This is a genomic window from Helicobacter acinonychis, assembly GCF_900461455.1.
Taxonomy (GTDB): Bacteria; Campylobacterota; Campylobacteria; order Campylobacterales; family Helicobacteraceae; genus Helicobacter; species Helicobacter acinonychis.
Map to the genome: position 1 here is coordinate 1,247,316 of NZ_UGIA01000001.1, position 19,771 is coordinate 1,267,086.

The window sequence follows — 19,771 nt, forward strand, 5'->3', positions numbered from 1 at the left end:
ATTTAAAGTTTTGATAACCCTAAAAGCTAGATCGCTTGAATTGGAGCTCGTATTAAAAATTAGTATCAAAATCTTTTTTGTTAGCAATCCATTAAATTTCACGCTGTATAATCAAATCCTAGCCAATGAGCTAGATTAAATTTCAATTAAAGGAGTTATCATGGCAAACCATGAACACAACCAACAAAATCAACAGCAAGCTCAAGCATGCCAACAAAATCAACAACAAGCTAATGGTCAGCACCACCATCACGAGCACCACCACCATTATTATGGTGGCACACACCACCACCATCATCATGCTGAACAGCATGCAGAACAACAAGCCAATCAGCAAGCTCGCCAACAACAAAACCAACAATCTTGATCGGAGCGTTTGTGGGGCAACTTTAGGGTTGCTCCTAGGTTTTATCTTTTAATCTTTTTTAATCTAAAGTGGGTTGTGTTGAATGTTGTTAAACCCCACTAGTAAGTTTGTGTAGTTTGTTTTTAACTCTCTTTTCAAATAAGTATCAGTACTTTCAAAAATTAGCGTCAAAATTTCTTCCATTAACAATTGATTGGAATTTGCATTATAAAATAGGATCCTAGCCTAATAAGCTAGAGTTTAAATTTCAAACTGAAGGAGTCATCATGGCACACCATGAAGAAAAACACGGCGAACACCATCACCACCATCACACACACCACCACCATTATCATGGCGGCGAACACCATCACCATCATCATCATGGTTCTCATCATGAAGAGGGTTGTTGCAACACTCATCACGAACAACATGAAGACGGTTGTTGCCACGGACATCACGAGTAATATTGGTGTGGCTAGGGGCAACTTTAGGGTCGCTCCTAGTTTTTGTATTCGTTTAATCTGTCAATTTAACTTCATTCATCTTTTAACAACCAAGCGTCATCCAACTTCGTTTTGTTTTTAAGCTTTTGATTCAAGCTCCCCTCAATCCATTGAGCGTTAGCCCCTTTTTCATTATTATCAAATAAAAACACCCCTAAAAAGCCTTTAGGGGTTTTAATCAAGTTCAATTCCACGCTAGGGAGGACTATCTTATTGTCAGGCTTGACTTCAAAGGCTAGGAAAAAAGGGCGGTTGTTTTTAAAGTCATAGCCATTTTTTGTATATGAATAGCCTGGAGCGCTTTGTATAATGCCTTTTTTAGTTTCCACGCTAAAAGAATCCAAGTAATAAAACCCAGGCTCTAGCTTGATTGATTGGACTTTAGCTAAAGGGTAGCCGTTTTTCCATAAAAGCATGAAGCGATTACTCCCTAGCATGAATAAATGCCCCCTAGGGTCTTTGAGCTTTATTTTGGGGTTTTTTTCAAGCAATTCGTTATGTTTAGCGACAACTTCTCTATCCACTTTACGCCAATAAGTGCGCACGCTTTGGCCTTGATGTGCAATATAAATATCCACTAAACTAGAGTAATGGCCTTTAGGAGGCAAACAAGAGACTAATAAAAAAGCCAATAACAAACTCACAACATGAAACTTCAAACAAATTCCTTAAAAAGAATGGTGGTTGAATGCTAACATGCTAAAACTAAAACCCTTATAAGTTGTGAATAAAAACTTAAAGAATAGGGTAAAATAAACGCATGCGAATAGACAAATTTTTACAATCGGTGGGTTTGGTTAAACGGCGCGTTTTAGCGACAGATATGTGTAATGTGGGGGCAGTGTGGATCAATGGGAGTTGCAGTAAGCCCAGCAAAGAAGTGAAAATAGGCGATGTGATTAGCTTGCGCTATTTAAAGGGGATAGAAGAATACACGATTTTACAAATCCCCACTTTAAAAAATGTGCCGCGAAAAGACACACACCTTTATATCGCTCCCAAAACAAAAGATCAATGAAACAAAACATTAATCAAGGATCAATCAATGAAAGAGTACAAAGACACCTTAAATTTAAACACAACCACCTTTTCTATGAAAGGGAATTTGAGCGTCAATGAGCCTAAAACTTACGCCAAATGGCAAGAGCAACAAGCGTTTAAACGCATGCAAAATAGAAAGGATCACCATGGGGATTTCACCTTGCATGACGGACCACCTTATGCGAATGGGCATTTGCATTTAGGACATGCCTTAAATAAAATTTTAAAAGATATTGTTGTTAAAAGGGAATATTTTAAAGGGAAGAAGGTTTATTTCACGCCCGGTTGGGATTGCCATGGCTTGCCCATAGAGCAACAAATTTTAGAGCAATTAGAAAAAGAAAAAACAAGCTTAGAAAACCCCACGCTTTTTAGAGAAAAATGCCGAGATCATGCGAAAAAGTTTTTAGAAATCCAAAAGAATGAGTTTTTACAATTAGGCGTTTTGGGGGATTTTGAAGATCCTTATAAAACCATGGACTTTAAATTTGAAGCGAGCATCTATAGGGCTTTGGTGGAAGTGGCTAAAAAAGGGCTTTTGAAAGAACGCCATAAGCCTATTTATTGGAGTTATGCGTGCGAGAGCGCTTTAGCGGAAGCTGAAGTGGAATACAAGATGAAAAAATCGCCCTCCATTTTCGTGGCGTTTGGTTTAAAAAAAGAGAGTTTAGAAAAGTTAAAAATCAAAAAAGCGAGCTTAGTGATTTGGACGACCACGCCTTGGACTTTGTGCGCGAATGTAGCGATCGCTTTGAAAAAAGACGCCCTTTATGCACTCACCCAAAAAGGCTATTTAGTCGCTAAAGCCTTGCATGAAAAATTAGTCGCTTTAGGGGTGGTGGATAGCAAAATTACGCATGAATTTAATGCTAATGATTTAGAATACTTAGTCGCAACAAACCCTTTAAATCAAAGAGATTCGCTAGTGATTTTAGGAGAGCATGTGAGTTTAGAAGATGGCACAGGAGCCGTGCATACCGCACCTGGGCATGGTGAAGACGACTATCATTTAGGCTTAAAATATCATTTAGAAGTGTTAATGCCTGTAGATGAAAAGGGTTGCTATGATGAGAGCATTATCCATAAGAAATTATTAGATGAAAGTTATTTGGGCGAGCATATTTTTAAGGCTCAAAAACGCATTATGGAGCAATTGGGCGATTCTTTATTGCTAGAACAAGAGATCGAACATTCCTATCCGCATTGTTGGAGAACACACAAGCCTGTGATTTATAGAGCGACTACGCAATGGTTTATTTTAATGGATGAGCCTTTTATCCAAAATGACGGCTCTCAAAAAACTTTAAGAGAAGTGGCTTTGAATGCGATTGAAAAGGTGGAATTTGTGCCAAGTAGCGGAAAAAACCGCCTAAAAATCATGATAGAAAACCGCCCTGATTGGTGCTTGAGCCGGCAAAGAAAATGGGGCGTACCGCTAGCCTTTTTTATAGACAAACGCACGAATAAGCCTTGTTTTGAAAGCGAAGTTTTAGAGCATGCCGCCAATCTTTTTGAAGAAAAAGGCTGTGATGTGTGGTGGGAGTATGATATAAAAGATTTATTGCCCCCTAGCTGTCAAGATAACGCCAAGCATTACGAAAAAGTCATGCACATTTTAGATGTGTGGTTTGATAGCGCTAGCACCTTTAAGGCGGTTTTAGAAGACTATCATGGAGAAAAAGGGAAAAGCCCTAGCAATGTGGTTTTAGAGGGGAGCGATCAGCATAGGGGGTGGTTTCAAAGCTCGCTTTTACTGGGTTGTATTTTAAACAACCAAGCCCCTTTCAAAAAGGTCATTACGCATGGCTTTATCGTAGATGAAAAGGGCGAGAAAATGAGCAAATCTAAAGGCAATGTGGTGTCTTTAGACAACTTGCTCAAAAAGCATGGGAGCGATGTGGTGCGTTTGTGGGTGGCGTTTAATGACTATCAAAACGATTTGAGGGTCTCTCAAACCTTTTTCACTCAAACAGAACAGCATTATAAGAAATTCCGTAACACTTTGAAATTCTTGCTCGCCAATTTTAGCGATATGGATCTTAAGAATTTAGAACGCTCCCATGATTTTAGCCCTTTAGATCATTTTTTACTAGAGACTTTAGAAACAATAAGCAATGAAGTCAATAGCGTGTTTGAAGAGCATGATTTTGTGAAGGGTTTGAACATTTTAATGGCGTTTGTTACCAATGAATTGAGTGGGATTTATTTAGACGCTTGTAAGGATAGCTTGTATTGTGATAGCATAAGTAGTGAAAAACGACAAGCTATTCAAATGGTCTTGCTCGTTGTGGCTAGTAAATTATGCTACTTTTTAGCCCCCATTTTAACGCACACGATTGAAGAGGTTTTAGAGCATAGCGAAGTGCTTTGCGCATTTTTACAAGCCAAAGATGTGTTTGATTTAAAAGATATTAATGTTTTAGAAAAACTCCACCTTAAAGAATGTAAAAAACCAGAAAATTTTGAAGCCCTTTTAGCCTTGCGCTCTGCTTTTAATGAAGAGCTAGACCGATTGAAAAAAGAAGGCGTAGTTAAAAATTCGTTGGAATGCACTATTGAAGTGGAAGAAAAAGCGTTGTGTGAAAATTTAGTAGAAGAATTGCTGATGGTAAGCTCTGTAGGGTCTGCAAATGAAAAAATAAGCGAAACTCCAACATTCACGCTCTTTAAAGCCCCCTTTTTCAAATGCCCTAGATGCTGGCGTTTTAAAAGCGAATTAGAAAACACCCCTTGCAAGCGCTGCAAACAGGTTTTAAAAGAACGACAATGATAAGGGAATAGGGCTTTTGGAAACTTTACAAACCCATAGAGTTTTACAAGCCCTAATTGGCCATTTTACCCCTTTTTTAGAAAGTGGGATCACCGAGCTTATCATCAACACCGAGCAAGAACTTTGGCTTTATAAAACTAATAACACACGAGAAAAAAAAGAGCATGCACTTTTTAATAGGGCGTTTTTATTGAGATTTTGCGAGCAATTAGCGGGTTTTAGGGGGTTGTTTTTTGATGAAGAGCACCCCACTTTGAATTGCTCTATCCCTTTCACGCGCTATAGGGTGAGCGCGAACCACTTTAGTATCACTACCAATAATCAAATCACGCTCAATATCCGTGTGCCTAGGCTTAAGCCTTTAAGTTTAGAGGATTTCACTTTTAAAGCAAGCGAAAAAGAGAGTTTGAAAAATTTAGCGCTTAAAGGGCATAATATTCTAATTAGCGGAGAAACTTCAAGCGGTAAAACAAGCTTGTTAAACGCTCTTTTAGATTGCGTGAATAAAGATGAAAGGGTGGTGAGCGTTGAAGATAGCCAGGAATTGGATTTAAAGGCGTTTAGTAATTGCGTGGGGCTTTTAGTGGGCAAACAAGAAAATGGGTGTTTTAATTACGAAGACGCTCTCAATATGGCCATGCGGCTAAATCCGGACAGGCTCATTGTGGGTGAGATTGACACGAGAAACGCCGCACTCTTCTTGCGTTTAGGAAACACGGGGCATAAGGGCATGCTTTCAACCATTCATGCTAGCAGTGCTCAAAAAACTTTAGAAGCCCTTTCATTGAATCTAAGCATGCGTTATGCACATATTTTAGATAAGGATTTGATGCATGCGTATTTTAAAAGTGCGATTGATGTGATTGTGCATGTCAATAGGATCAAGAATGAACGCCAAATCGCTGAAGTTTTATGGACTAAAGAGCTTTAAATGCCCCTAAAATCCTTAAAAAACCGCTTGAATCAACATTTTGATCTATCGCCTCGTTATGGGAGCGTGAAAAAAATCATGCCCAATATCGTTTATGCGAATGGTTTTAACCCATCTGTGGGCGATGTGGTGAAGATTGAAAAAAGCGATGGCACTGAATGCGTGGGAATGGTGGTGGTGGTAGAAAAAGAACAATTTGGTTTCACGCCCTTTAATTTTATAGAGGGGGCTAGGGCTGGCGATAAGGTACTGTTTTTAAAAGAGGGGTTGAATTTCCCTGTGGGGCATAATCTTTTAGGGCGGGTGCTTAACCCTTTAGGGCAAGTAATTGACAATAAGGGGGCGTTGGATTATGAGCGATTGGCTCCAGTGATCACAACGCCTATAGCCCCCCTAAAAAGGGGCTTGATTGATGAGATTTTTAGCGTGGGAGTGAAAAGCATTGATGGGCTTTTGACTTGCGGTAAGGGGCAAAAACTGGGCATTTTTGCCGGCTCTGGGGTGGGTAAATCCACGCTAATGGGCATGATCACTAGGGGGTGCTTAGTGCCTATTAAAGTGATCGCTTTGATTGGGGAAAGGGGCAGAGAAATCCCTGAATTTATAGAGAAAAACCTGCAAGGGGATTTAAGCTCTTGCGTGTTGGTGGTCGCTACAAGCGATGATAGCCCTTTAATGCGAAAATATGGGGCGTTTTGCGCGATGAGCGTGGCAGAGTATTTTAAAAATCAAGGGCTAGATGTGTTGTTTATCATGGATTCAGTAACTCGTTTTGCTATGGCTCAAAGAGAAATTGGTTTGGCTTTAGGCGAACCGCCCACCTCCAAAGGTTACCCTCCATCCGCGCTTTCCTTATTGCCTCAGTTAATGGAGAGAGCGGGCAAAGAAGAGGGCAAGGGGAGCATTACGGCTTTTTTTAGCGTGCTTGTAGAGGGCGATGATTTGAGTGATCCAATAGCCGATCAAGCTAGGAGTATTTTAGATGGGCATATTGTCTTAAGCAGGGAATTAACCGATTATGGGATCTATCCGCCTATCAATATTTTAAACTCCGCATCAAGGGTGGCTAAAGACATTATCAGCGAGTCTCAAAACCTTTATGCAAGAAAATTCCGCCGTTTGTATGCGTTATTGAAAGAAAATGAGATGCTTATTCGCATCGGATCTTATCAAATGGGGAATGATAAAGAGCTTGATGAAGCGATCAACAAAAAGGCTTTAATGGAGCAATTTTTAGTGCAAGATGAAAACGCCTTGCAGCCTTTTGAACAAAGTGCTAAACAATTAGAAGAAATCTTAAAATAAAAGGAATATGATGGAATCACAGCTTATGAAACTCGCCATTGAGACTTATAAAATCACTTTGATAATTTCTTTACCGGTATTGTTAGTGGGATTAGTGGTGGGGTTATTGGTGAGTATTTTTCAAGCGACTACTCAAATCAATGAAATGACTTTGTCTTTTGTGCCTAAGATTTTAGCCGTGATTGGCGTGCTGATTTTAACCATGCCTTGGATGACTAACATGCTTTTAGATTACACCAAAACCTTAATCAAGCTCATTCCTAAAATCATAGGCTAGAAAATGCTAGAAACCGTTATTGATTTTTCTCGTTATAGTAGCGTAAAAATCGGCGCACCTTTAAAAGTGAGCGTTTTAGAAAAGGATGATGAAATTTCTAAAGAACACCAGATCATAGGGTTAGCGAACAACCTTTTAATCGCTCCTAGTACGAAAAATCTTGCCCTATTGGGCCCAAACTATGATTATATTTGCGATAGGGGCGAATGTATTGAAATAGGAGGGGCGACGAATTCTTCTAAAATTTTTGGTTATTTTAGGGCGAATGATTTAGGGGGTTTGGAGTTTTTAGGGCAATTACCTGGCACTTTAGGGGCACTAGTTAAAATGAATGCTGGCATGAAAGAATATGAAATAAAAAATGTTTTAGAAAGCGCTTGTATCAATAATGAATGGCTAGAAAATAAAGCGTTAGGGTTAGATTATCGTAGCAGCAAATTTAACGGCGTTGTTTTAAGGGCTAGGTTTAAAAAAATGCACGGCTTTAGAGAAGAAGTCTTAAAAGCGTGTAAAAGCATGCGAAAAAGCCACCCTAAATTGCCTAATTTTGGGAGCTGTTTTAAAAATCCGCCTAATGATTATGCGGGCAGGCTTTTAGAGGGCGTGGGCTTAAGGGGTTATTGTTTGAAAAGGGTGGGCTTTGCTAAAGAGCATGCGAATTTTTTGGTGAATTTGGGGGGTGCAGAATTTGAAGAGGCATTGGATTTGATAGAGTTAGCCAAAGTTAGAGTGTTACAAGAATGCGGCATTCATTTAGAAGAAGAAGTGAAAATTTTAAGGTAGGGTTGAAAGCTTTTTGCAACCACGCTCAGCTTGATTATCATCTATAAACAAACGCATCATTTTGTTTAATACAATTTTCAAACGATTTAAGGGGGTTTGTTGTAGGATTTCATCACGCCCTATAGTTGCAATATGGGGCAAACCGATATTTTAAGGAGTATGTTATACCAAAGCCACATAACAAACGCTCTTGGAAAGAATTGTACTTTGAGTTTGCTTTTTTTGGAGCTTAAAGGAGTCGTTTCTGTGAAACGCTGAGCTCAAGAGTGTTCCCTTAAGCTTTCAAGCTTAGGGGTTTCCTTTTCAAGTGGGTTTGTCTTTGATGGGGCGTTATGTTTGTTTAAAACTCTGATTTTAGCGCTCATTAAATCGTGGTTTAAAGATTTTTTGATGTTTTCAAATTGGCGTTTTTTGTTTTTAAGGCTTGTGATTTCATTGTCCAAAGCGCTTAAAATGTTAGCGATAGCGGTTTGTTCGTTTAGGGGGAAGGGAGATTTTGATTTGTTGCATAGCGGCACTCATCAATTTTGGGTTACCCATTCTAGAGCTTACATGTGAAGGAGTGGTAATCTGCAAAATATAATATAAACATTTATATAGTATATTATATTGAATAACTTGAAGTAATCCATACACATTGATAATACTAAAACACCCATTCCTATGAAATACACTTCCAGCATACGCCCCATCAGTTGTCCAAGTTAAAGAATACGACTACCTTGAAGATATTTACAAGGAAGTAGAAAGGCAAATCATAATGATTTTTTGGGGGTTTTAGCACTCTTTTTTAGCATTTTAAAGCGTCGAGTTTTAGTTAGAATGAAAGTTTTGTATTGCTAGAAAAGTGCAAGAGACAATCTATCTCTTGCAAAAAGTTTATTGGGCGTAAGCTTCAATCCTAATATCAATCTCTATTTCATCGCTCACGATATGATCGCTTGTGCTTTTACCGATACCAAAATCCTTGCGGTTGATCTTGCCTTCAGCTTCTAGAACCATGAATTCTTTTTTATCCATAGGGTGTTGCAAAGGGATTTTAATGTCTGCTTCTAGTACAATAGGCTTAGTCACGCCATGAAGGGTCAAATCCCCATAGATTTTTTCATTTTCGTATTTTGTCATTTTGAAACTCCCTTGCGGGTATTTCATAGCATCAAAAAAATCTGCGGTTCTCAGGTGGTTATCCCTTTTTTTGTTCCTGGTGTTGATGCTTTTAACATCAATAGTGCCTTCAAAAACATTGATCTTTTTGGTGTTAGGATCTGCATCAATTTTGCCATCAAAATTATCAAACGCACCTTTGACTTTGCTAAATTTAAGGTGCTTAACTTCAAACCACACGCTAGAGTGCGGTTTATCAATCATATAAGGTTTTGCAAACGCCAAACCAACGCCAAAAAGGGTGAATAGTAACGCTTTTTTCATTGTTCCTCGATTCATTCTTAAATTAAAACGACGATTATACAACAAATTTAGTTAATTTAAGAAATAGCTTTAATTTCTGTTTTTAACCCCTCTTTATTTAAGGTATATTGAGCTATAATAAAGCATCTCATTTTAGGTAGGAGTCGTTATGATAAAAAAAACCATCGCAGTCGTTTTATTGGGATTGAGTTTGGGCATCTCAAACGCTAAAGAATGTGTGTCGCCCTTGATACAGAGTGCCAAATACCATCAGCAAAGCGCTGAAATTAGAGCTATACAATTGCAAGCTTACAAAATGGCAAAAATGGCGTTAGACAACAACCTTAAGCTTGTTAAGGATAAAAAGCCAGCCGTCATTTTGGATTTAGATGAAACCGTTTTAAGCACGGCGGATTATTCAGGCTATTTGATTAAAAATTGCATTAAATACACCCCAGAAACTTGGGATGATTTTGAAAAACAAGGCTCGCTCTCGCTCATTCCTGGAGCGTTGGACTTTTTAGAATACGCCAATTCTAAAGGCGTTAAGATTTTTTACATTTCTAACCGCTCTCAAAAAAATAAGGCATTCACCTTAAAAGCACTGAAAGATTTTAAACTCCCACAAGTGAGTGAAGAATCCGTTTTATTAGAGGAAAAAGACAAGCCTAAAGCCGTAAGGCGAGAAATGGTCGCTAAAAACTATGAGATTATTTTGCAAGTGGGCGATACTTTGCATGATTTTGACGCCATTTTTGCCAAAGACGCTAAAAACACCCAAGAGCAACAAGCCAAAGTCTTGCAAAACGCTCAAAAATTTGGCACTGAGTGGATCATTTTACCCAATTCTCTTTATGGCACATGGGAGAAAGAACCCATAAAAGCTTGGCAAAATCAAAACCACCACAAAAGCCAAAATAAAAGTCATAAAAAAAATAAAGCTTAAGCACAAAAAACCTTTTTGCTCGCATGCAAAAGGGTTTTTATGGCAAAGGTTTTGAATGGATTTTGTAGGGTTTGAAGATTTAAAATGTAAGGACAAAGAAAACTCTCAAAAAGTTTTTGTCATCCGTAACGATAAATTGGGCGATTTTATTTTAGCTATCCCGGCTTTAATCGCCCTAAAGCATGCTTTTTTAGAAAAAGGCAAAGAAGTGTATTTGGGCGTGGTTGTGCCTAATTACACCGCCCCTATCGCTTTAGAATTCCCTTTCATTGATGAAGTCATTGTAGAAGATAATCAATTATCTACCACTCTCAAAAAGCGATCCATTGACGCTCTTATCTTTTTATTTTCCAATTTCAAAAACGCTAAACTCGCTTTCAGTTTGAGAAACCATATTCCTTATATTCTAGCCCCTAAAACCAAAGCCTATTTTTGGCTTTATAAAAAAAGCGTGCACCAAAGCCGATCGTTATGTTTAAAAACTGAATACGAATACAATTTGGATTTAATCAATGTTTTTTGTAAAGATCATAATCTCCCTAACGCTCAACTCCAAAAAATCGCATGGAAGCTTAAAGACAAACCAAAAGAGCGATCCCTCATCGCTTCAAAACTCAACGCCCATTTTGATTTGCCATGGATTGGCGTGCATGTGCATAGTGGGGGCAGTTCGCCCGCATTGCCCATCTCACATTTTATTAAATTGATTGAATTTTTACACAAAAATTTAAATTGTGAAATCATTCTTACTTGCGGACCCAGAGAGAGAGAGACAACAGAAGAGATTCTTAAAGAAATCCCTTTCGCCCACCTTTATGATACGAGCCATAGTTTAGTGGATTTAGCCAAATTGTGCGCAAATTTGTCCGTCTATATTGGGAACGCTTCAGGTCCTTTGCATGTGAACGCTTTATTTGACAACCAATCCATCGGATTTTACCCTAACGAACTCACCGCCTCTATTGCCAGATGGCGGCCTTTCAATGAACGCTTTTTGGGCATCACTCCACCTAATGGCTCAAACGATATGGGTTTGGTTGAAGTAGAGTATGAGAATGTAATGAATTTTATCCATTGTTGCAAAACATAGTTTTGATAAGATATTTTTGCTACAATTGTGTCTTTGCTTATTCTTAATGTTTGCGTGAACTTTACATTATTAAACGCTAAAAAATAGGAGCTATTTTTGAGAATCTTTTTACTCTCTTTGTTTTTAAAATCAAGATTGTCTTATCTTTACTATTACCCTTATGTGATATTTGTTTTGATGGTTGCGATTTTTACAGAGCTTCTTTCTATTGGAATGTCTGCTAAGAGTCGTTACACTATTCAAAAAAAAATCCTTATTCGCATCCAAAACCAACTAGACAGATTGATCACTCTCACAAAGCCTACCCCTCCACCCATTCGTAAAAAAACCTTATGCATTATCCGATTAGATCTATTAGGGGATTATATACTCCATCGCAATTTTTTACCCCTTTTTAAAAAATATTTTAAAGATTATAAAATTACCTTTATTGGAAACACTGCAGTCAAGGATATAGCGACCTATTGCGATTCCAAACATATAGACAAATTTATCTTTTTAGACAACATTTATTGGGAAAAATACTTGCAGATTGGCACTAATGGCTCACGCCTTTCAAAACTAAAAGAATTGTTATTTTTTCTCCCAAAATTTATGAGAAAACGCTATAAAGATGTTTCTGTTTTGAGACAAGAAAGCTACGAGATATGCGTTAATAGCAATATGTTTTACTTTTTAACTAAAGAAGACGCTATTATAAGGCATATAATTGCTGAAAATAAAGTGGGGGTTTTTTGCACCCATCCAATAGAATCTCGTCTTAGGACTGATTATAGAAATAGAGGAGAGATTAGGAAAAGTTTTTACACGCATTTATTTTATCCTAAGGAAGTGCCACAATTTATCTATGATTCAAATCAAGATTTTTTTCAGTCTTTTTTTAAACATTTTAAAGGTGTGGATATAGGGTTTGTTAAACTTGAATTAAAACTCCCAGCTGCTCCTGAATATGAAAAATTTCAAAATCTCCTAAAACCACCTTATGGCGTGTTAAATCTCGGAGCTAGCGATGATTTTAGAGTGTATAAACGCTTTGATGAAATGATTGCTTTCTTAAATCCTACCTACCAGCTCATTCTTTGTGGGAACTCCAAAAAAGATGAAAAACTTGCTCGCTCCATTCTGAAGCGCCACAAAAATGCCATTTCTTTAGTCAATCAAACAAACCTGATGGAATATATCCATCTTTTAAAAAACGCTAGTTTTGCAATAGGGAATGAATCTTCTATTACGCATTTGGCTGCTTGTCTGGGAATTCCTTATGCGTTTATAATCGCTTCTGGTCTCTCAATTCCAAGATTCAACCCCTATCCAAAGGAAATTGGTCCTAATATTCACATGATTTACCCAAGGAATTTTGAAAAAATAATTTCTAGACCCAATGGAGTAATCAAAGCTATGACTATGTTACACCCACCAGCAGATTTTGTAAATCCGCAAGATATTATTAACACCATTAAACATTTTGCACCTCATCTTTTAAAAGAAGATACACCGTCTAATATCAACGAAACAACCTATTTTGAACAAGTCTAATTGCATTAAAAGTTTCGTGGGAAAATAACTTCCGTATTCAGATTATAAAAAGCACAAAATCCGCTTTTTACTAATCAATTATATAAGCTCTCTTCAATTCAAGCTCTCAAAAAAGTTATTCTTTCAATAAAGTCGCTTAAGAAAATGGATTAAAGGGGGAGTTCTGATACTAACGAGAATGTCTTCATAACTCCAAAAAATAGATGGAATTTGCTCAATTCAAAGATAAGATTAACGAAACTTTATGCTGATCTTACAAAAAGCAGAATAACAAAAAAGCCACTAAATAAAAGCTTGAAAAATCAAGCTTTGATAACCTTAAAAAGTATAAACATAACGCAAATACATAGAATACTGACGGCGTAAGGTTTGGGTTAAGCTGAAATTGGTTTCTGCTCCGGCGATAGTGGTTGGTTTGCCATTCTTTAGCGGACCTTGGCTTTGCTCTTTAATGGTGGTAGAGCCTTTGAAAAAGTGATTAGGGAGCGTAGGGATTTTGATACCAAACTCAATGCCATGGTGTTCAAAAATATTGGTTCTAATGCCCACATTCACTAAAAATTGGAAAATCGTGCTATTCACTTTAGAGTTTAATTTTCCTGTGGCATAGACGCTGTTAGGGTTGATCCCCACATTACAACTCGCTGGCGTCGTATCCCCACATGTGATCGTGCCATCAGCGTTAGTCATGTAAGCGTCAGCGTTGGTATTGACGCCATAAACATACCCATCCTTAAAATACCCCACACGATTATTAGTCCAAGTGTTACCCGCAAAATTCACGCCCACAAAAAACCCAGCCGTAACTTTAGGCTTATCCACCACATTAAAAAGCGTGTCCGTACCAAAACCATAAGTATACATGTCGGTTTTTTGATCGCTCAAATAGAAAGGCGATATGGCGTTAGCGGCCCTAGAGTTAGAGAAATTGGAATGCCCATAGTCAAAAAAACCATAATAACGCAACCCAAACCACCTCTTTTTACCCATAAAATGCTTATAGCCTGTCATCACGCCTAGCCCATACATTGGCTGGTTACGACCAGGAATATTTTTATTAGTGCTTAACATGGTGCGAGAAGTCCAATTGACCACGCAGTTAGCTTTAGTATAGCCTGGTGTTCCAGGTGTCCCAGAAGCTGGCTGACAGCCACCTGTTTGCCCATTGGGCACATTGCCATCATCATTAGCCGAAACATCGCCAAAAGGCACTTGAAACAATTCGCCGTTTTTATAAGCGTTTGTTTTTTGATCAGCCCTACCCACTTCCAAACTGATCCCCACAAACGCACCATTCTTTTCATGGGCGATTAAGGGGCTTGTCAGCCACAACGAACTCAAAAGAGCACCTAAAACTACCGAGCCTTTTTTAGAGACAAATTGAGCCATCAAAACAGATTCCTTACGATTAAAATTTTTACAAACCCTGCGATTTTGCATCCTACTCTTCTTCTTTACTATAAAATGGAGTGCCATTTTTGAGACACTCTGCCTAATGCAGTATTACTTTCTGAATTATTTTATTATAACCAATTGCAATCTTAAAAGTCAAGCAAAAACCACCCCTAAAATTCCCATAATCGTGGATTATTTAATAATAAAAAAGAGGACATGAATGCCCTTTTGTCCTTTTAGAACTTGAATGCACTTAAGACTTTTAAAAACACGCCTTATTAACAACATTCTAATCCCTTTAAACAAAAACTAATGAGCGCTATTTTATAATCTTTTTAAAAAACTTAAAATGAATTATAAAATCTTAGATTTGTTTTGTGGGGCTGGAGGTTTTAGGGCTAGGTTAGAGCGTTTAAAGGAGTTTAGCCCTTTAATAGGGCTAGATTGCGGTAAGCAAGCCTTGAATACTTTTAAAAACAACCATAAAAACGCTATGGGTATTTGTGGGGACATCACTCAAGCCGACATTAAAGAAAAAGTTATAGAGTTGGCTAAAAAACTAGAAATCAACATGATCATTGGTGGGTCTCCCTAATCAAGGCTTTTCTAATTAAAGGGAAAAAATTTAGGGCTAAAAGACCCTAGAAATTTCTTATTCTTAGGATATTATAGAAATAGTGAAAGCCATAAAACTAGAAATTTTTATCATTGAAAATGTGAAAAACCTAATCTTATACACTAAAGGCTATTTTTTAGAAGAGATTAAAGAAAGATTAAACGCTTTAGGGTATCAATTAAGCTATCAAATCCTAAACGCTAAAGATTATGGCGTGCCTCAAAGCAGGGAGAGAGCTTTTATTGTTGGGGCTACTCATTTTAGTTTTGATTTTAATCTTTTAGAGCCTTCTCAAAGCGTGAGCGTTCAAGAGGCTATAAGCGATTTAGCCTATTTTCATTCTAATGAGGGGGCGTTTGGCGTTTGAAAGCGATTATTTAAACCCTATCCAATCCAATTATCAAGCTTTAATGCGAAAAAATAGCCCTAAATTATACAACCATCAAGCCACCAACCACTCACAAGGCGCTTTAGAAAAATTAAAGCTCATTGACAAAGAGCAAGGCAAAGAATGTTTGCCTAAAAACCTGCATGGCAAACAACAATTTAAAGCACATGGGGCGTTTGAGTTGGAAGAAAATAAGCCCCACCATAGACACAAGGTTTGACACTCCAAACAATGGCACCAACTCCCACTCCGAATTGCACCGCTCTATCACGCCCAGAGAAGCTACTAGGATACAAAGCTTTAGCCATACTTATATTTTTTATGGCAATAAAACAAGTATTTGCAAGCAAATCGGTAACGCTGTGCCTCCTCTTTTAGCCCTAGCTTTAGGCAAAGCGATCTTAAAAAGCTTAAAAAAATGATACAAATTCATCACGCTAACGCCTTTGAAATCATCAAGGATTCCCGCCAACAAAATTTAAAAGTGGATGCGATTATCACAGACCCTCCTTATAATATTTCGGTTAAAAATAATTTTCCCACCCTAAATAGCGCTAAAAGACAAGGTATAGATTTTGGGGAATAAGATAAAAATTTCAAGCTTTTAGAATGGATCACACACTACGCCCCATTAGTCAATCCAAACGGTTGCATGATTATTTTTTGCTCTTAATAGGTTTATGAGCTATATCGCTGATTTTTTAGAAGAAAATGGCTTTGTAACAAAAGACTTTATCCAATGAGTTAAAACCAATCCCATGCTAAGAAACCTTAATCGGCATTATATCCAAGACATGGGATTTGCCCTATGGGCGGTTAAAAAGAAAGCTAAATGGGCGTTTAACAAACCCAACAATGAAACCTAATTTACGCCCCTTGATTTTAAAAAGCCCCATAGCCCCATAGTGAGTAGGACCGAAAGAGTTAAACACCCCACGCAAAAAAGCCTAGCCTTAATGGAAAAAATCATTTCTATCCACACAAACCCTAATGATCTCGTGCTAGATCCTTTTATGGGGAGCGGCACCACCGGTTTAACATGCAAGAATTTAAAGCGAAACTTTATCGGTACAGAATTAGAAAAAGAATATTTTCAAATCGCTAAAAAGCGTTTAGGCTAGTTTTAAAAACGCTATTTGAATGAGATTGTGTTATAGTTGCTTGCAATGATACCTTAATTAGGATTTTTAATGAAAAGAATGTTAGCAGAGTTTGAAAAAATCCAAGCGATCTTGATGGCGTTTCCCCATGAGTTTGGCGATTGGGCGTATTGCATTAAAGAAGCCAGAGAGAGCTTTTTAAATATCATTCAAACCATAGCCAAACACACTAAAGTGTTAGTGTGTGTCCATACTAGCGATACTATCGGTTATGAGATGCTTAAAAATTTATCTAGCGTAGAAATTGTAAGGATTGACACTAATGACACATGGGCTAGGGATTTTGGAGCGATTAGCATTGAAAATCAGGGCATTTTAGAGTGCTTGAATTTTGGTTTTAATGGTTGGGGGTTAAAATACCCATCCAATTTAGACAATCTAGTGAATTTCAAGCTCAAAAATTTAGGGTTTTTAAAACACCCTTTAAAAACGGTGCCCTATATTTTAGAGGGTGGGAGTATAGAGAGCGATGGGGATGGGAGTATTTTAACCAACACCCAATGCTTGTTAGAAAAAAATCGTAACCCCCATTTGAATCAAAATGAAATAGAAGAAATGCTTAAAAAGGAATTAGGGGCTAAACAAGTGTTATGGTATTCTTATGGCTATTTAAAAGGCGATGATACCAATAGCCACACTGACACGCTCGCTCGCTTTTTAGATAAAGACACCATTGTTTATAGTGCATGCAAGGATAAAAATGATGAACATTACGATGCCCTAAAAAAAATGCAAGAAGAATTAAAAACCTTTAAAAAACTAGATGGCACGCCTTATAAACTTATCCCTCTAGAAATCCCCAAAGCTATTTTTGATGAAAACCAACAACGCTTGCCAGCAACTTATGTGAATTTTTTATTTTGCAATAACGCTTTAATCGTGCCCACTTACAACGACCCTAAAGACGCACTCATTTTAGAGATCTTCAAGCAACACACACCCCTAGAAGTGATAGGGGTTGATTGTAATACTTTAATCAAGCAGCATGGAAGTTTGCATTGTGTAACGATGCAACTTTATTGAATAAAATCACGCTTTTTGGCGTGGTTCAAGGCGTGGGCATGCGCCCTTTTATCTATACCCTAGCTCAAAAATTAGAGCTTGTAGGCTTTGTGCGTAACACTCAAGCGGCTTTAGAGATCATCTTACCCACTCAAAAAACAGAATCTTTTTTAAACGCCCTAAAAAAGGAGTTGCCCCCTTTAGCTTTGATTGAAAAAATCATTATTAGCCCTTATGATAAAACGCTCAAATTTAATGATTTTAGGATTTTAGAAAGCAAAAACCACCCCTTAAATTTGCTCAGTCAAATCCCTAAAGATTTAGGCGTGTGCGATGATTGCTTGCGTGAGATTAGAGATGAAAGCTCCCCCTATTTCCATTACGCTTTTAATTCTTGTGCAAAATGCGGAGCAAGATACAGCCTTTTAAACGCCTTACCCTATGACAGAGAAAACTCTGCCTTAAAACCTTTTAAACTCTGTGAATTTTGCACATTTGTCTATAAAGACACTAATAACAAACGATTCCATATCCAAGGTATAAGCTGCAAAAAGTGCGGTATTGCGATTGACTATAAACAATTAGAGGATTATGATGCGCTTTTAGAATGCGCTAAAGACATTCAAAAGGGTAAAATCATCGCTCTTAAAGGTCTGGGGGGCTTTGCTTTGGTGTGCGATGCGAGAAACTTTCAGAGCATAGAAAGATTGCGACTTTTAAAAAAGCGCCCCCTAAAGCCTTTCGCGCTCATGTTTAAAGATTTAAACACAGCCAAACAATATGTATTTTTGAATGAATTAGAATGCGAGAGTTTAAGATCCGCTAACGCCCCCATCCTCTTAGCGCATAAAAAACCTGATACAAAATTAGCCCCCAATATCGCCAAAAACTCCCCCTTTTATGGTGTTATCTTACCCTATACCCCTTTGCATGCTTTATTGTTGGATTTATTGGATTTCCCTATTGTGTTCACGAGCGCGAATTTTAACTCCCTCCCTTTAGCGAGCGATGAAAAAGAGATGGATCGTTTTCATTTTATTTTTGATTTTAAGCTCACGCACAATCGCACTATCATTCACAGGATTGATGATAGTATCACGCAATATGTGGATAATGCGATTCGCCCCATGCGTTTGGCTAGAGGGTTTGCTCCCCTTTATCTCACTCTCCCTAAACGCTCTACTCATTCGCCCACAAAAATTTTAGCGCTTGGAGCGGAGCAAAAAGGGCATTTTAGTTTATTGGATAGTGAGACTTCTGTTCTTTTACTCTCGCCTTTTTGTGGGGATCTGAGCGTTTTAGAAAATGAAAAACATTTCAAAGAAACCCTGAATTTTTTCTTAAACACTTATAATTTCAAACCCACGCTCTTATCTTGCGATGAGCATAAAAACTACACCACCACTAAAATGGCTTTTGATTTTAACACGCCTTTATTGCAAGTCCAGCACCACCATGCCCACTTTTTAGCGAGCATGCTAGATGCGTTTTTACAAGACCCCCACTTAAACTATCCTTTTATAGGTATTGTTTGGGATGGGAGTGGGGCTTATGAAAATAAGATTTATGGGGCGGAGTGTTTTGTGGGGGATTTTAACCAAATTGAAGAAGCGGCTAGGTTTGAAGAATTTTTGCTTTTAGGGGGACAAAAAGCGATTAAAGAACCTAAACGCTTGGTTTTAGAAATCGCTTTAAAACACCAACTCAACAAGCTTTTAAAACGCATTCAAAAACACTTTAAGGAAGATGAAATAGAAATTTTTAAACAAATGCATGCCAAAGCAATTCAAAGCGTAGCCACCAATTCCATAGGCCGTTTGTTTGATATAGTGGCGTTTAGTTTAGGGGCAGTAGAAACGATTGGTTTTGAAGCAGAGAGCGGACAGGTTTTAGAAAATTTGGCCCTACAAAGCGAAGAGATCGCCTTTTATCCTTTTAAAATCAAAAATAGCGTGGTGGGTTTGAAAGAATTTTATCAAGCGTTTGAAAAGGATTTGGATATTTTAGAGCCTAAACATATCGCTAAGAAATTTTTTAATAGCTTAATAGAAATCATTATCGCTTTGATTGCACCTTTTAAAGAGCATGTGGTGGTGTGTAGTGGGGGTGTGTTTTGTAACCAATTATTGTGCGAACAATTAGCCAAACGATTAAAAACACTTCAAAGGAAGTATTTTTTCCACAAACATTTCCCCCCTAACGATAGCAGTATTGCTGTCGGTCAAGCCTTAATGGCGTATTTTAACCCTACAATCATCAAGAAAGGATAAAA

Annotated in this window: 16 protein-coding genes and 7 pseudogenes; 17 read left to right on the forward strand and 6 right to left on the reverse strand. The window is 37.8% G+C overall.

What is annotated here, in order from left to right; translation table 11 throughout:
• Nucleotides 1-160: 160 nt before the first annotated feature.
• Complete coding sequence (hpnL, locus tag DYI00_RS06145; RefSeq protein WP_081430787.1) at nt 161-367, forward strand: nickel-binding protein HpnL; 207 nt, start codon at nt 161-163, stop codon at nt 365-367.
• A gap of 63 nt (nt 368-430) precedes the next feature.
• On the opposite strand, the pseudogene DYI00_RS08540 reads toward hpnL, so the two are convergent.
• A pseudogene (locus DYI00_RS08540) lies at nt 431-635 on the reverse strand (hypothetical protein).
• On the opposite strand from DYI00_RS08540, the pseudogene DYI00_RS09040 reads away from it, so the two are divergent.
• A pseudogene (locus tag DYI00_RS09040) lies at nt 634-750 on the forward strand (hypothetical protein); the annotation flags it as partial. The pseudogenes DYI00_RS08540 and DYI00_RS09040 sit on opposite strands and share 2 nt — an antisense overlap.
• Entirely contained in the window at nt 701-934 is a 234-nt protein-coding gene (locus tag DYI00_RS08545) for a hypothetical protein (RefSeq protein ID WP_496559734.1), read from the forward strand. The pseudogene DYI00_RS09040 and the gene DYI00_RS08545, both read left to right, overlap by 50 nt.
• Here DYI00_RS08545 and DYI00_RS06155 read toward each other — a convergent pair.
• Nucleotides 885-1,511, reverse strand: a complete 627-nt coding sequence (locus tag DYI00_RS06155) for a hypothetical protein (protein ID WP_011577087.1) — start codon at nt 1,509-1,511, stop codon at nt 885-887. The two genes, DYI00_RS08545 and DYI00_RS06155, sit on opposite strands and share 50 nt — an antisense overlap.
• A gap of 101 nt (nt 1,512-1,612) precedes the next feature.
• Between DYI00_RS06155 and DYI00_RS06160 the strand changes: the two genes are divergently transcribed.
• The 7 genes and pseudogenes from DYI00_RS06160 (at nt 1,613) to DYI00_RS08550 (ending at nt 8,217) form a co-directional block, all read left to right on the forward strand.
• On the forward strand, nt 1,613-1,870 hold the full coding sequence (locus tag DYI00_RS06160; protein ID WP_011577086.1) for an RNA-binding S4 domain-containing protein: 258 nt from the start codon (nt 1,613-1,615) through the stop codon (nt 1,868-1,870).
• Nucleotides 1,871-1,897: 27 nt separating this feature from the next.
• Nucleotides 1,898-4,663 carry an isoleucine--tRNA ligase gene (gene ileS, locus DYI00_RS06165; protein ID WP_011577085.1) on the forward strand — a complete coding sequence of 922 codons (2,766 nt, stop codon included), beginning with the start codon at nt 1,898-1,900 and terminating at the stop codon, nt 4,661-4,663.
• Nucleotides 4,664-4,679: 16 nt separating this feature from the next.
• On the forward strand, nt 4,680-5,594 hold the full coding sequence (locus DYI00_RS06170) for a CpaF/VirB11 family protein (protein ID WP_011577084.1): 915 nt from the start codon (nt 4,680-4,682) through the stop codon (nt 5,592-5,594).
• The gene (gene fliI / locus DYI00_RS06175; protein WP_011577083.1) at nt 5,595-6,899 is read left to right on the forward strand and encodes a flagellar protein export ATPase FliI; all 1,305 of its coding nucleotides are present in this window, start codon (nt 5,595-5,597) and stop codon (nt 6,897-6,899) included. It abuts the gene before it with no gap.
• A gap of 10 nt (nt 6,900-6,909) precedes the next feature.
• Nucleotides 6,910-7,176 carry a flagellar biosynthesis protein FliQ gene (gene fliQ, locus DYI00_RS06180; protein ID WP_011577082.1) on the forward strand — a complete coding sequence of 89 codons (267 nt, stop codon included), beginning with the start codon at nt 6,910-6,912 and terminating at the stop codon, nt 7,174-7,176.
• A gap of 3 nt (nt 7,177-7,179) precedes the next feature.
• Complete coding sequence (locus DYI00_RS06185) at nt 7,180-7,959, forward strand: UDP-N-acetylmuramate dehydrogenase (RefSeq protein ID WP_011577081.1); 780 nt, start codon at nt 7,180-7,182, stop codon at nt 7,957-7,959.
• 73 nt (nt 7,960-8,032) lie between these two features.
• Nucleotides 8,033-8,217: pseudogene (locus DYI00_RS08550) on the forward strand (hypothetical protein).
• Between the two features lie 77 nt (nt 8,218-8,294).
• Here DYI00_RS08550 and DYI00_RS08760 read toward each other — a convergent pair.
• The 3 genes and pseudogenes from DYI00_RS08760 to DYI00_RS06200 form a co-directional block, all read right to left on the reverse strand.
• Nucleotides 8,295-8,447 (reverse strand): annotated as a pseudogene (locus DYI00_RS08760) (restriction endonuclease subunit S); the annotation flags it as partial.
• Nucleotides 8,416-8,610 (reverse strand): annotated as a pseudogene (locus DYI00_RS08765) (hypothetical protein); the annotation flags it as partial. The pseudogenes DYI00_RS08765 and DYI00_RS08760, both read right to left, overlap by 32 nt.
• 228 nt (nt 8,611-8,838) lie before the next feature.
• Nucleotides 8,839-9,387: a YceI family protein gene (locus DYI00_RS06200; protein WP_011577079.1), complete on the reverse strand. Its 549-nt coding sequence runs from the start codon at nt 9,385-9,387 to the stop codon at nt 8,839-8,841.
• Between the two features lie 148 nt (nt 9,388-9,535).
• Here DYI00_RS06200 and DYI00_RS06205 point away from each other — a divergent pair, with 148 nt between their 5' ends.
• The 3 genes from DYI00_RS06205 to DYI00_RS06215 all read left to right on the forward strand — a co-directional run bounded on the left by DYI00_RS06205 (nt 9,536) and on the right by DYI00_RS06215 (nt 12,938).
• A complete protein-coding gene (locus DYI00_RS06205; protein ID WP_011577078.1) occupies nt 9,536-10,312 on the forward strand; it encodes a 5'-nucleotidase, lipoprotein e(P4) family in 777 nt (258 codons plus the stop codon).
• A 55-nt stretch (nt 10,313-10,367) separates the two neighbouring features.
• Nucleotides 10,368-11,402: a glycosyltransferase family 9 protein gene (locus DYI00_RS06210; RefSeq protein WP_011577077.1), complete on the forward strand. Its 1,035-nt coding sequence runs from the start codon at nt 10,368-10,370 to the stop codon at nt 11,400-11,402.
• A gap of 177 nt (nt 11,403-11,579) precedes the next feature.
• On the forward strand, nt 11,580-12,938 hold the full coding sequence (locus DYI00_RS06215) for a glycosyltransferase family 9 protein (RefSeq protein WP_225236262.1): 1,359 nt from the start codon (nt 11,580-11,582) through the stop codon (nt 12,936-12,938).
• A 318-nt stretch (nt 12,939-13,256) separates the two neighbouring features.
• On the opposite strand, the gene DYI00_RS06220 is transcribed toward DYI00_RS06215, so the two are convergent.
• Nucleotides 13,257-14,414 (reverse strand): outer membrane protein, encoded by a 1,158-nt coding sequence (locus tag DYI00_RS06220; RefSeq protein ID WP_011577075.1) that lies wholly within the window; start codon nt 14,412-14,414, stop codon nt 13,257-13,259.
• A 268-nt stretch (nt 14,415-14,682) separates the two neighbouring features.
• Between DYI00_RS06220 and DYI00_RS08560 the strand changes: the two are divergent.
• From DYI00_RS08560 to hypF, 4 genes and pseudogenes are all read left to right on the forward strand, one after another.
• Nucleotides 14,683-15,759: pseudogene (locus tag DYI00_RS08560) on the forward strand (DNA cytosine methyltransferase).
• Nucleotides 15,756-16,458 (forward strand): annotated as a pseudogene (locus DYI00_RS08565) (DNA-methyltransferase). Before DYI00_RS08560 ends, DYI00_RS08565 begins: the two co-directional pseudogenes overlap by 4 nt.
• Nucleotides 16,459-16,527: 69 nt before the next feature.
• Nucleotides 16,528-17,520, forward strand: coding sequence for an agmatine deiminase family protein (locus tag DYI00_RS06240; RefSeq protein ID WP_011577067.1), 993 nt, complete (start codon nt 16,528-16,530; stop codon nt 17,518-17,520).
• Entirely contained in the window at nt 17,517-19,769 is a 2,253-nt protein-coding gene (gene hypF, locus DYI00_RS06245) for a carbamoyltransferase HypF (RefSeq protein ID WP_011577066.1), read from the forward strand. The genes DYI00_RS06240 and hypF overlap by 4 nt, the downstream gene beginning before the upstream one ends.
• The last annotated feature ends 2 nt before the right edge of the window (nt 19,770-19,771 follow it).

Bases quoted from the DNA above. Each gene is read 5' to 3' on its own strand.
- hpnL (WP_081430787.1), top strand. From the start codon at position 161: ATGGCAAACCATGAACACAACCAACAAAATCAACAGCAAGCTCAAGCA.
- DYI00_RS08545 (WP_496559734.1), top strand. From the start codon at position 701: ATGGCGGCGAACACCATCACCATCATCATCATGGTTCTCATCATGAAG.
- DYI00_RS06160 (WP_011577086.1), top strand. From the start codon at position 1,613: ATGCGAATAGACAAATTTTTACAATCGGTGGGTTTGGTTAAACGGCGC.
- ileS (WP_011577085.1), top strand. From the start codon at position 1,898: ATGAAAGAGTACAAAGACACCTTAAATTTAAACACAACCACCTTTTCT.
- fliI (WP_011577083.1), top strand. From the start codon at position 5,595: ATGCCCCTAAAATCCTTAAAAAACCGCTTGAATCAACATTTTGATCTA.
- fliQ (WP_011577082.1), top strand. From the start codon at position 6,910: ATGGAATCACAGCTTATGAAACTCGCCATTGAGACTTATAAAATCACT.
- DYI00_RS06185 (WP_011577081.1), top strand. From the start codon at position 7,180: ATGCTAGAAACCGTTATTGATTTTTCTCGTTATAGTAGCGTAAAAATC.
- DYI00_RS06200 (WP_011577079.1), bottom strand. From the start codon at position 9,387: ATGAAAAAAGCGTTACTATTCACCCTTTTTGGCGTTGGTTTGGCGTTT.
- DYI00_RS06205 (WP_011577078.1), top strand. From the start codon at position 9,536: ATGATAAAAAAAACCATCGCAGTCGTTTTATTGGGATTGAGTTTGGGC.
- DYI00_RS06210 (WP_011577077.1), top strand. From the start codon at position 10,368: ATGGATTTTGTAGGGTTTGAAGATTTAAAATGTAAGGACAAAGAAAAC.
- DYI00_RS06215 (WP_225236262.1), top strand. From the start codon at position 11,580: ATGGTTGCGATTTTTACAGAGCTTCTTTCTATTGGAATGTCTGCTAAG.
- DYI00_RS06220 (WP_011577075.1), bottom strand. From the start codon at position 14,414: ATGGCACTCCATTTTATAGTAAAGAAGAAGAGTAGGATGCAAAATCGC.
- DYI00_RS06240 (WP_011577067.1), top strand. From the start codon at position 16,528: ATGAAAAGAATGTTAGCAGAGTTTGAAAAAATCCAAGCGATCTTGATG.